8 protein-coding genes are annotated in these 11,576 nt (G+C 62.4%); 1 reads left to right on the forward strand and 7 read right to left on the reverse strand.

The features are described from left to right. Positions 1-39 precede the first annotated feature (39 nt). The 3 genes from C41B8_RS00440 to C41B8_RS00450 are packed head-to-tail and all read right to left on the reverse strand — an operon-like array spanning position 40 to position 6,102. Complete coding sequence (locus C41B8_RS00440; RefSeq protein WP_198024981.1) at positions 40-1,647, reverse strand: efflux transporter outer membrane subunit; 1,608 nt, start codon at positions 1,645-1,647, stop codon at positions 40-42. Beyond that, the gene (locus C41B8_RS00445; RefSeq protein WP_051882572.1) at positions 1,637-4,831 is read right to left on the reverse strand and encodes an efflux RND transporter permease subunit; all 3,195 of its coding nucleotides are present in this window, start codon (positions 4,829-4,831) and stop codon (positions 1,637-1,639) included. The genes C41B8_RS00440 and C41B8_RS00445 overlap by 11 nt, the downstream gene beginning before the upstream one ends. Before the next feature lie 14 nt (positions 4,832-4,845). After that, positions 4,846-6,102, reverse strand: a complete 1,257-nt coding sequence (locus tag C41B8_RS00450) for an efflux RND transporter periplasmic adaptor subunit (protein ID WP_051882574.1) — start codon at positions 6,100-6,102, stop codon at positions 4,846-4,848. A gap of 115 nt (positions 6,103-6,217) precedes the next feature. Between C41B8_RS00450 and C41B8_RS19215 the strand changes: the two genes are divergently transcribed. Further along, on the forward strand, positions 6,218-6,853 hold the full coding sequence (locus C41B8_RS19215; protein WP_051882575.1) for a TetR family transcriptional regulator: 636 nt from the start codon (positions 6,218-6,220) through the stop codon (positions 6,851-6,853). Positions 6,854-6,871: 18 nt separating this feature from the next. Here C41B8_RS19215 and C41B8_RS00460 read toward each other — a convergent pair whose 3' ends face one another. The 4 genes from C41B8_RS00460 to C41B8_RS00475 all read right to left on the reverse strand — a co-directional run bounded on the left by C41B8_RS00460 (position 6,872) and on the right by C41B8_RS00475 (position 11,392). Next, a complete protein-coding gene (locus C41B8_RS00460) occupies positions 6,872-7,564 on the reverse strand; it encodes a SanA/YdcF family protein (protein ID WP_037332700.1) in 693 nt (230 codons plus the stop codon). Between the two features lie 597 nt (positions 7,565-8,161). Continuing rightward, on the reverse strand, positions 8,162-9,340 hold the full coding sequence (locus tag C41B8_RS00465; protein ID WP_037332702.1) for a vWA domain-containing protein: 1,179 nt from the start codon (positions 9,338-9,340) through the stop codon (positions 8,162-8,164). A gap of 14 nt (positions 9,341-9,354) precedes the next feature. Next, the gene (locus C41B8_RS00470) at positions 9,355-10,203 is read right to left on the reverse strand and encodes an AAA family ATPase (RefSeq protein ID WP_037332703.1); all 849 of its coding nucleotides are present in this window, start codon (positions 10,201-10,203) and stop codon (positions 9,355-9,357) included. 10 nt (positions 10,204-10,213) lie between these two features. Then, entirely contained in the window at positions 10,214-11,392 is a 1,179-nt protein-coding gene (locus C41B8_RS00475; protein WP_037332705.1) for a phosphoglycerate kinase, read from the reverse strand. Between the last annotated feature and the right edge of the window lie 184 nt (positions 11,393-11,576).

The following is an 11,576-nucleotide window of genomic DNA, read 5'->3' on the forward strand; positions in this document are numbered from 1 at the left end:
TACGTAGTTCTCGCGACTGGCTCTACTGCCGACTCCGAATCAGGGATTGTTTCCGGGCGCCGGCGCATTGGTGGTAGCCGCGTGCGCGCCATCCTTGGCGTTCTTGACGGGCGCATAGTCATTGGCCACTTCCTGCATGGCCGGCGTCAGCGAGTCGCTGTCGTCGGTCCAGCCGCCGCCGAGCGCCTTGTACAGATCCGCCGTGGCCGTAAAGCGCGCCGCGATGGCCTGCGCCAGGTTCAGCTGGCTCGAATACAGGTTGCGTTGCGCATCCAGCACGTCGAAATAATTCGTGCGGCCGACCTGATAGCGCAGATTCGCCAGTTTGAGCGTCTGCCGATACGACTCGACCTGCTTCTGGACCTCCTGGAACCGCTCGCGACTGTACTTCACTTCGTCCAGGGCATTACGCACATCCTGGAACGCCTGACGCACGGTCTGACGATACTGGATCTCGGCCTCGGCCTTCTGCGCCTTGGCACTCCGGTACTGCGCGTTGATGCGACCGAAATCCAGAATCGGCGCGGTAATCGAACCGCCGGCCTGCTCGACCTTGGTGTAGGGCTCGAACAGATTGTCGATGTTAAATGCCTGGGTGCCGATCATGGCCGACAGGTTGAAGGTCGGGAAGAACCGGGCCTTGGCCACGCCGACGTTGGCATTGGCCGCAATCAGACTGGCTTCCGCGGCGCGTATGTCCGGGCGCCGGTTGACCAGCGTCGAGGGCAATACCACCGGCAAGTCGCGCGGCAGCGTCAGATCCGAGAAATCGCCCTTCGGCAGCTTGGTATTCGCCATGATCTGGCGCGGCGTCTTGCCGGTCAGAATCGCCAGGGCGGTCCGAATCTTGGACTCCTGCTGCTCCAGCGGCGGCAGCTCGGCTCGCGCCGACTGCAGCGCCGACTGGGTCTGCAACAGCGTCAGCTTGTCGATCGCCCCGTACTGATACCGTTTTTGATCCAGGTGATACTGCTGGACGCGCGTTTTGATGGTTTCCTTCGCGACCCGGATCTGGCGCTGATAGGAACGTAGCGACATGTAGTTCGTTACCACATCGGCCACAGTTTGTAGTCGGATCGAATCCTGGCTATAAGCCGAGGACAGCAGCTGCCCCCGCGCCTGCTCGTCAGCGCGGCGCAGCGCCCCCCAGAAATCGAGCTCATAGTTCAGGGTGCCAGCCACCGAGAACGTATTGAAGCGCCGGGCGCCCGAACCGCCACCGCTGGCAGCCGACGAGCCGCCGGCGCCCGATGAACCGGAGGATCCCGCGGATGACGAGGATGCCGACGAACCGCCGCTACTGGGAACGGCGCTGCCGACCCGCTCCCGCATGGCTTGAGCCTGACCTTGCACCGATGGATAGAGCTGAGCGTTCTGATAGCCGAGCTCGGCCCGCGCCTGGCGCACGCGCTGCGCCTGCAATGCGATGTCCAGATTCGAATCCAGGGCTTCATCGATCAACTTGTTGAGCGTCGGATCCTTGTATCGCGTCCACCAGTAAGCCAGCGACTTCTGCTGCTTCTGGGAAAGCAGCGTCGAGTCGAAGGCCGACTTCGGCAGATCGATACTCGGCCGCTCGTAGTCTGGGCCGACCGCACAGCCGGCCAGCACCACCACGGCACACAGGATGAGCGCGCTACGCATCATGGTCATTCCCGTCATTGGTCTCGTCGCGCCGCTCCAGCGCATCGGGCTTTTCGTCGTCATCGCCGGATCGCTTGCCGCGCATACGGGCCAGTTTATCCGAGCCGCGCTCGATCAGGTCATAAGCCAACGGCACGAACAGAATCGCGAACAGGGTCGCCGCCAGCATACCGCCGATCACTGCGGTCCCGATGGCGATACGGCTGTTGGCCGCGGCCCCGCTGGCCAGCGCCAGCGGCATACACGCCAGGATGAACGTCAGCGACGTCATCACGATCGGCCGGAAACGCAGCTTGGCCGCCGAATAGGCCGCATCGGCCGGCGACTTGCCCGTGCCCCGCTCGAGCACTGCGAATTCCACGATCAGAATCGCGTTCTTCGCGGCCAGGCCGATCAATACGAGCAGTCCGACGGTGAAGTATATATTGTTGTCGATACCCCGCAGCCAGACCGAAAGGTAGGCGCCCAGTGCCGCGAACGGCACGGCGGTGATCACCGCCAGCGGCAGACTCCATTTCTCGTATTGCGCGGCGAGAATCAGAAACACCATGACCACGCCGAACACGAGCGCGATCACCGCGGAACTGCCGACGTGCTCGGCCTGGTAGGCCGTGCCGGTGAACTCGAACTGGAAATTCGAGCCCAGCGTCTTCTGGGCCACCTGCTGGATCGCCGCGTTGGCCTGACCCGAACTGTAGCCCGGCGCCGGCGAGCCCATGATCTTGGCCGCCGGGAACACGTTGAACCGCTGCACCACGTCGGCCGACGACGTGCGCTTGACGCTGGTCAACGATGAGACCGGAATCATGTCGCCGGTCTTGTCCGACTTCACGAACACCTGGCGCAGATCATCGGGATGCATCCGATACTGCGCATCGGCCTGCAGGCGGACCTGCCAGTTCCGGCCCAGGAAACTGAACTGGTTGACGTAGAGCTGGCCGAAGGTGGACTGCAGGGTATCGAACAGGCTCTTGATCGGCACACCCAGCTCCTTGGCCTTTTCCCGATCCACGGTGAGCTTGTAGCGCGGCACGTCGGTGCTCAGCGTCGTGCGCACCCGCTGCAGTTCCGGGCGCTTGTTGGCCGCGGCCACCAGTTTCTGAGCCTTCTGATACAGCTCGTTGTAGTCTGCCCCCTTGCGATCCTGAAGATAGCCTTCAAAACCACCCGTGGTGGACAGACCGATGATTGGCGGCGGGTTGAAGGCCAGGATCTGGGCGTCGGACATCTTCGCGCCGATGCCGAATACCTGGTTGACCAGATCGAACGAGGTCGCATCGCGATCGCCCCAGTCCTTTAGGGTCAGAAAGGCGATGCCGGCCCAGGTACGCGGTGAATTGGCCAGAAAATCGTACCCGGGCACGCTGACCATGCTTTCAATGCCGGACAGACCCGACACGTTATCGTGCAACTGCTGACTGACTTTCCCGGTGCGCTGCAGCGACGCGCCGGGCGGCAGCTGATAGACCGCGAATATGTATCCCTGGTCCTCCTGCGGCACGAGCCCGGACGATACCTGGGTCGATACCAGCCAGGTCGACGCGATCACGCCCAAGAAAAGCAGTACGCCCAGCGCCGCCCGCTTGAGCAGGAAATTGACGCCCCATAGATAAGCATTCGCTGCTTTGTCGAACCCTCGATTGAACGTTCGGAAGAAGACGTTCTTCTTTTCCTTGGACGGCTTGAGAAACAGCGCCGACAGCGCCGGCGTCAGGGTGAGCGCGACAAAGCCGGAGATGACCACCGACACCGCGATCGTGATCGCGAACTGGCTGTACATCTGGCCCGACAGGCCGCCGAGAAAACCGACCGGCACGAACACCGCGTTCAGGGCCAGCACCACGGCGATCACCGGGCCGCTGACCTCTTCCATGGCCTTGATGGCGGCCTGTCTTGGCGGCGCCTTTTCCTCGGTCATGATGCGCTCGATGTTCTCGATCACGATAATCGCATCGTCGACCACCAGACCGATGGCCAGGATCATGCCGAACAGCGTCAGCAGATTGATCGAGAAACCGAGCAGATAGATGCCCGCGAACGCACCGACCACCGCGACCGGGACCGCCAGCAACGGAATCAGAGTGGCCCAGAAGTTCTGCAGGAACAGGAAGATGACCGCGATCACCAGCAGCAGCGAGATGAAGAAGGTGAAGATCACCTCATCGATCGACGCTTGCACGAACTTCGTGGTGTTGAACGGAATATCGTACTTGAGCCCCTGCGGCAGATTCTCGCCGATCTGCTGCAATTTATCGCGGACACGCTGGGCCGTGGCCAGCGCGTTCGCGCCCGGCTGCAGATAGACGGCCGCGGGTACCGCCGGCTTGCCGTTGAACGATTGCTCGGTCGAATAGGACTGCGGCCCGAGCTCGATGCGCGCCACGTCTTTCAGATGCAGCACGCGCCCGTCGTCGGTCGAACGCAGAATGATGTTCTTGAACTGCTTCGGATTCGAAAACCGCCCGGCGGTACTCGCCGTGTAGGTAAAGGCGATATCCGCACCATCGGCATAAGGTCGGGCGCCAAAGCTGCCGGCCGCGAACTGCGAGTTCTGTTCGGAGATCGCGTTCTTGACGTCTTCGGTCGTGATGCCGTAACGCGCCATCTTGGCCGGATCGAGCCAGATGCGCATGGAATAATCCTGCTGCGAGAACAGGCGCGCGTCACCAACCCCCGCCACACGCTTGAGCGGATCGATGACGTTCACCAACATGTAGTTACTGATGAACGTCTCATCGAAGGACTGGTCCGGCGAGTAGAGCGTGAACACCTGCAGAATGCTGGTGGACTGCTTGCGCACGGTCACACCGGTCTGCTGCACGGTGTCAGGCAGTTGCGACAACGCGGACTGCACGCGGTTGTTGACGTTAATCGTCGCCAGCTCGGGGTCGGTGCCGACCTTGAAGCTGACGTTGAGCTGCATCTGCCCGGCGTCCGACGACGTCGAGGTCATGTAGATCATGTCCTGGACGCCGTTGATCTCGGTCTCCAGCGGAGCCGCCACCGTGGTGGCGATATCCTCGGCGCTGGCGCCCGGATAGTTGGCGCGCACCACCACCTCGGGCGGCACCACGTCCGGATACTGCGAAATCGGCAGCGAGCGCATCGCCAGAACGCCCGACAGCGTGATGACGATGGACAGAACCGTCGCGAAAACCGGCCGGTCAATGAAAAACTTCGATAGCACGAGAAAGTCCTCTGCTAACCGTTGTGCTGCGACGAACCGTCGTCAGCCGATGATGTCGAATCCTGCTGATCGGCATTGCCGTGCCCGCCCTTGTCGGCCGGGCTTCCGGCGTTGCTCTGCTGGTCCTGCTTCACCTTGACCGGTGCGCCGGACTTGAGGGTTCCGAGACCACTCGTGACGACTTGATCGCCGGCCTTGAGCCCGTCGGTAATGACCTGCCCCTGAGCGGTGTTCGGCCCGAGCTTGACGGCCACGGCTTTCGCCTTGCCGTTTTCGACCACGAACACCTGGGTCTGCTGGCCGCTGGCGATTGCCGCCTCGGGCACCGTGATCGCGTGCTGCAGCGTCTGGATACGCAGGCGCACACGCACATACCGGCCCGGCATGAGCTGATTGTGCGGATTCTTCACGATCGCACGCAGGCGCACCGTGCCGGTATCCGGATCGATGGTGCTCTGGGTGAAGTCGACATCGGCCTTGTAGGGAAAATCCTGACCGTTGTTGAGAATGATCGTGGCCTCGCGCGTGGCTTCGTCGCTGCTCTGCTTGCCCATCTCGGACAGCGCTTTCTGGCGCGCGAAGGCATCGTCTTCGGGCAGCGCGAACAGCACGTAGACCGGGTCCAGCTGGGTAATGGTCGTCAGCTGGGTCTGATTGGCCTGCACGAGCGACCCAAGGTCGACGTCACGCAGACTGGTCACGCCGGTGATCGGCGCCTTGACCCGGGTGTAATTCAGATCGATCTGCGCCGATTCGAGATTGGCCTTGGCCTGTTGCACCGCGGCCTGGTCCGACTGGTAGGTCGACAACGCCTGATCGCGTTCGGCCTGACTGACCGCGTTGGCCTTGTAGAGCTTGCGCGTGCGTTTCCAGATCCGACTGGAGTTGGACAGTGCGGCCCGGGCGCTGGCGAGCTGCGCCTTACGCTGGTCCACCGTCGCCTGATAAGGCTTCGGGTCGATCTTGAACAGCAGATCGCCCTTGTGGACGATCGAGCCTTCGTCGTAGTTCTTCGACTCGAGAATACCCGTGACCCGGCCGATGACCTTGGCGGTCTGCTTGCCCTGCACACGGCCGGGATATTCGGCATACACATCGACCGAATGCGGTTCGACCTTGACCGCATGCACCGGTGTCGGCGGGGTCTTGGCCTGTGCCTGGCCGCCCCCGCTGCCCTGACCGCATGCCGCGAGAACGACAGTGGCACTCAGAACAATCAGCGCCCGAAGCGCTAGAGCGCCTCGAGACGCTTCGTAGTCATTATTACGCATACCGCCGGATCCTGAGGTTGGGTTCCCTGATTACTCGCATGATACATACATTCGTGTATGTATGTAAGATAGACACAGTCGCGCCCTATCGCGCGCGGCAGGCACGGACAGGACCATGGCACGGAAGACGAAGACGGAATCTGCCCAGACCCGGGCACGCATCCTCGATGCCGCCGAGACCGAGATGCTCGAACATGGCGTCACGCAGACGTCGCTCGAGCGTATCGCCCGGCGCGCCAACGTCACGCGTGGCGCAATCTACTGGCATTTTGCCGACAAGACGGCATTGCTCGAAGCCATGGTTCAACGTACTGCCATGCCACTGCGTGATCTCCGCCAGTGTCTGGGCCAACACATCCCCGGTAACGAACCGATGCGCCTGATACGGGAAATGCTCCTGCATGGCATATCACGTCTGGCCAACGACGAACAGCATCGACGCGTCTGCCATATCGTATTTCACCGCTGCGAGATGACCGAACGAGGACATGCCACCGGTCATCTACTCAGCGCGATGTTCGAGGACAGCCGTGAGGTCCTGGTCTCGCTGTGCGGCGAAATGTCGGCCATCTGCCCGCTGCGCGCGAGCCTGACCGCCGAGGATGCCGCGGATGTGCTGATCGCCTTCATGGTCGGACTGTATGAATGCAGCCTGCGCCATCCCGGGCTGTATTCGATCGAGCACAGCATGGAAGCCAAGGTCGACGCGCTGCTCGACGGCCTGTTCGAACGGCCCGAGGCCACAGGCTGAGCGCACTGGACACGGCGGTCAGCTGGAAGCGCGCTCCGCGATATATCCCCGGGCCGAGGACGGCCCCAGGTCGATCGGCCGATGCGGCCCCAAAAACCGCGGCCGGGTATGCAGAACATACAGATCCAGCACCGCCTTGACGCGCGCCAGATATTCGCGCGCCTCCGTGCGTAATGGCTGGCGCCGGTCCTCTTCCGGCCAGGTATAGCCGATCGCTTCGATGCCCTCGTGCTGGGCCAGAAACAGCGCCCGGTATTCGTGATAACGCTGCGACACGATCACGAACGCGTTCAGGCCGAAGATGCGCTGTGCCCGCACGATCGAATCGAGCGTCCGAAACCCGGCATAGTCGAGCGTGATAGCAGAATCCGGCACGCCGCGACGCCGCAGTGCCTGATACATCTTGCGCGGTTCGTTATACGCCCGACTCGGGTTGGCGCCGGACACCAGCAGATGCCGCACCCGGCCGTCATGATACAGCTGCGCGGCAGCCTTGATGCGATTGGTGAACAACGCGTTCGGGTTGCCAGTATGGGTATAGGGGCTGGTACCAAGCACGACCGCGAAATCGTAGACTGGCATGCGAGCGGGATCGTCGTAAATCCGCTCACGGGTACTGCCCAGCACCCAGGCATTGGCGGCAATGCCGAGCAGCAGCAGGCTACCGACCACGGTAACCGTCCAGCGCGAAATCTTGGCGAGCCGACCCATGAACGCCGCGCTCCCCTTAGGCCGGATCCGGCTCGTCGCGGATCGCCTCCGCCCGGACAGCCCGGGGGCCCGAACCGGGCATCGTGGGCCACGTGAACCCCACGACACTCAAAATCGTCTGCTGGGACAGGGACATACCGTGCTCCGGGCGAAACGCGTCAGGCCAAAGCATCGGGTAAGCCGGATTTGGTGTCAACGCCCGAGATGCCGCAGAACGCCGCAGCAATTTGCAGCCAGCACCTGGCGCCAGCTTGTATGAGGGCCTCAACCGGCCCAGGCGCCGTTGTGCATTCAGGGCTTCGTTCGTCGAAGAAAAGAGATCCGCAGATGACGCAGATTAAACGGACGCGGTCGCGTTTTCGCGGTGTAGCAAATTCGAGGCCCTAACCCGCGCCGGCGTCGAACTCGAAGACTCGCCTTGGGAACAACGCCTCAACAGCGGTTCGCGCCCCGCTCGAAATCGCTCTTTCCACGACTAACCGCCATCTGTGTCATCGGCGAAATCTGCGGATCAATGCCTTCAGGGACGAAGAGACAGATCACACGGCTGCCCAAACCACGTATGTGGCGAAACACGTGCGCATGACCTCGCCAGAGCTAGCCCGATAGCTCCGCCACCGCCGCGTCGAGCCCGTTCGGCGTCAGTTCGTACATACGGTCGTCCATCAGTTCACGCGTCATCTGAATCGACGGCGTGTACGCCCAGCGCTGGCGCGGCTCCGGGTTGAGCCATACGGCATGCGGGAATGCATCCAGCAGCCGCCGCAGCCAGACTTGGCCGGACTCGGCGTTCCAGTGTTCGACGGAACCGCCCGGATAGGCAATTTCGTACGGGCTCATGGTCGCGTCGCCGACGAAAATCGCGCGGTACTCGTGATCGAAGGTATGACAGATCTCGTGGGTGTCGAAACGCTCGCTGCGACGCCGGGCATTGTCGCGCCACAGCCCTTCGTACGGGAAGTTGTGAAAATAGAAATATTCGAGATGCTGGAATTCGGCGCGGACGGCCGAAAACAGGCTTTCACAGACGGCGACGTGGTCGTCCATCGAGCCGCCGACATCGAAGAACACCAACAGCTTGACGGCATTTCGTCGCTCCGGGCGCATCACCAGATCGAGGTGACCGGCGTTTCTGGCCGTACCCCGGATGGTGGCCTCCAGATCGAGTTCGTCGGCCGCGCCTTCGCGCGCGAAGCGCCGCAGGCGGCGCAACGCCATCTTGATGTTGCGCGTGCCGATCTCGCGATCACCGTCCAGATCGGCGAACTCACGTTTGTCCCAGACCTTGACCGCGCGTCGATGGCGCGATCGATCCTGGCCGATACGAATACCTTCGGGGTTGAAGCCGAACGCACCGAACGGCGAGCGTCCGGCCGTGCCGATCCATTTGTTGCCGCCCTGGTGCCGCTCGCCCTGCTCCTCCAGGCGCTGTTTGAGCGTTTCCATGAGCTTGTCCCAGCCACCGAGTGCCTCGATCTCGGCCTTCTGTTCCTCGCTGAGTTCCAGCTCACCACGCTTGTCCAGCCATTCCTGCGGGATGACGGTTTCGGGATCGAGCGGCAACGCCGCAATGCCCTCGAAGTAATGCGCAAAAACCTGATCGAAGCGATCGAACAGCGCTTCATCCTTGATCAGCGAGGCTCGCGCCAGATGATAGAACTGCGTGACACTCATGCCCGCGACATGGGCATCCAGCGCCTCGAGCAGTGTCAGGAACTCGGTCACCGAGGGTTTCAGCCCGGCATCGCGTAGTTCGTAGAAGAATTCGACCAGCATGGCCGGCTCAGGCTCTAACGGCGGCCGCGCCGGCTCATGAAGGCGAGCCGCTCGAACAGATGCACGTCCTGTTCGTTCTTGAGCAAGGCCCCGTGCATGGGCGGCAACGCATCGGCCGCGTCGCCGTGTAGCGCCTCGGCCGGGATGTCCTCGGCCAGCAGCAATTTCAACCAGTCGAGCAGTTCCGAGGTCGACGGCTTTTTCTTGATGCCGGGTACATCGCGGATATCGAAGAACAGATCGAGCGCATCGGACAGCAGGCGCGCCTTGATGCCCGGGAAATGCACGTCGACAATCTCCTTCATCGTGTCCTTGTCGGGGAACGCGATGAAGTGGAAAAAGCAGCGGCGCAAAAACGCGTCCGGCAGCTCTTTCTCGTTGTTCGACGTGATGATGATGATCGGCCGGTGGCGCGCGGCGATCGTCTGGCGTGTCTCGTACACGTCGAACGCCATGCGATCGAGTTCGCGCAACAGATCGTTGGGGAATTCGATATCGGCCTTGTCGATTTCGTCGATCAGCAGCACCGGCTGCTCGTCGGCGGTGAAGCAATCCCACAACGGTCCGGGCACGATGTAGTTGGAAATGTCGTGCACTTGCGCATCGCCGAGCTGCGAGTCCCGCAGGCGCGACACCGCATCGTACTCGTACAGCCCCTGGGCCGCCTTGGTCGTGGACTTGATATGCCACTGGAACAGGGGCTTGCCCAGCCCGGCCGCGATCTCTTCGGCGAGCATCGTCTTGCCGGTGCCGGGCTCGCCCTTGATGAGCAGCGGCCGTGCCAAGGTCACGGCCGCATTGACGGCCAGCTTGAGATCGTCGGTCGCAACGTAGCGCTCGGTGCCCTCGAACTGGCGGCTCATACTCGTCCCCTTACTTGCTACGGGCTTCGAGCGCAGCGATCGCCGGCAAGGTCTTGCCTTCCAGGAATTCCAGGAATGCTCCGCCGCCGGTCGAGATATAGGACACCTGGTCACCGATGCCGTATTTCTCGATCGCCGCCAGCGTGTCACCGCCCCCGGCAATGGAGAACGCGTCGCTCTCGGCGATCGCGCGGGCCAGCGCTTCGGTGCCGCCACCGAACTGGTCGATCTCGAACACGCCCACCGGGCCGTTCCAGACGATGGTGCCGGCATTCTTGAGAATCGCGGCCATCTGCTCGCGCGCCTTCGGGCCGATATCGAGAATCATCTCGTTGTCGGCGACGTCGGCGATGTTGCGCGTCACCGCCTCGGCCGATTCCGAGAATTCGGTGGCCACGACGACATCCTCGGGCAACGGGATATCGCCACCGCGCGAGCGGATGTCCTCCAGAATCGATTGCGCGGAATCGACCAGGTCCGCTTCATAGAGCGATCCGCCGACATCGTGCCCGGCCGCCGCCAGGAACGTATTGGCAATACCGCCACCGACGATGAGCTGATCGGCCAGCGTGGCCAGCGATTTCAGCAGCTCGAGCTTGGACGAAACCTTGGAGCCGCCCACGATCACGACCAACGGGCGCTTCGGCTCGTTCATCGCCGCGCGCAGCGCATCAACTTCGGCGGTCAGCAACGGGCCGGCACAGGCAACCGGCGCGTAACGCGCCACGCCTTCGGTCGATGCCTGGGCCCGATGCGCGGTGCCGAAGGCATCCATCACGTAAACATCGCACAGCGCGGCCATCTTTTTCGACAGCGCTTCGTCGTTGGCTTTTTCGCCGACGTTGAAGCGCACGTTCTCGCAGACCACCATCTCGCCGTCGGCGACTTCGACGTGACCGTCGAGCCAGTCGGTGACCAGCGGCACGTCACGGCCGAGTTCGTCGGAGAGCCATTTCGCCACCGGTGCGAGGCTGTCTTCCTCGGACGGCTCACCCTCGGTCGGCCGGCCGAGATGCGCCATGACCATAACCTTCGCCCCGGCCGCCATGGCCTTTTTCATGGTGGGCAGCGACGCGCGCAGACGCGCGGCAGAAGTCACTTCGCCGTTTTTCACCGGCACGTTCAGATCCTCGCGGATCAGTACGCGTTTGCCGGCGAGATCGACGTCGTCCATCGAGAGCATGGTCATATCGGTTCCTTGTTCGGAATATGAGGCTGTGCGCCGCAGCAAGGCGGCCGTGTTACGACAGGAATTTAATGGTCGTTCGGCTTGAAGACAAAGCCGTTTTGTTCGGCGTCGAAATCGCGGCGGGAAACAGTCCGCCAATGCACGCTAAAGCGCGCAAATAAACAGCGCTATACCGGCCGGTTGG

This window comes from Salinisphaera hydrothermalis C41B8 (assembly GCF_000732535.1).
Taxonomy (GTDB): Bacteria; Pseudomonadota; Gammaproteobacteria; order Nevskiales; family Salinisphaeraceae; genus Salinisphaera; species Salinisphaera hydrothermalis.

Excerpts from the sequence above, each read along its gene's own strand:
- C41B8_RS00440 (WP_198024981.1), bottom strand. The coding sequence starts at position 1,647 with ATGATGCGTAGCGCGCTCATCCTGTGTGCCGTGGTGGTGCTGGCCGGC.
- C41B8_RS00450 (WP_051882574.1), bottom strand. The coding sequence starts at position 6,102 with ATGCGTAATAATGACTACGAAGCGTCTCGAGGCGCTCTAGCGCTTCGG.
- C41B8_RS19215 (WP_051882575.1), top strand. The coding sequence starts at position 6,218 with ATGGCACGGAAGACGAAGACGGAATCTGCCCAGACCCGGGCACGCATC.
- C41B8_RS00460 (WP_037332700.1), bottom strand. The coding sequence starts at position 7,564 with ATGGGTCGGCTCGCCAAGATTTCGCGCTGGACGGTTACCGTGGTCGGT.
- C41B8_RS00465 (WP_037332702.1), bottom strand. The coding sequence starts at position 9,340 with ATGCTGGTCGAATTCTTCTACGAACTACGCGATGCCGGGCTGAAACCC.
- C41B8_RS00470 (WP_037332703.1), bottom strand. The coding sequence starts at position 10,203 with ATGAGCCGCCAGTTCGAGGGCACCGAGCGCTACGTTGCGACCGACGAT.
- C41B8_RS00475 (WP_037332705.1), bottom strand. The coding sequence starts at position 11,392 with ATGACCATGCTCTCGATGGACGACGTCGATCTCGCCGGCAAACGCGTA.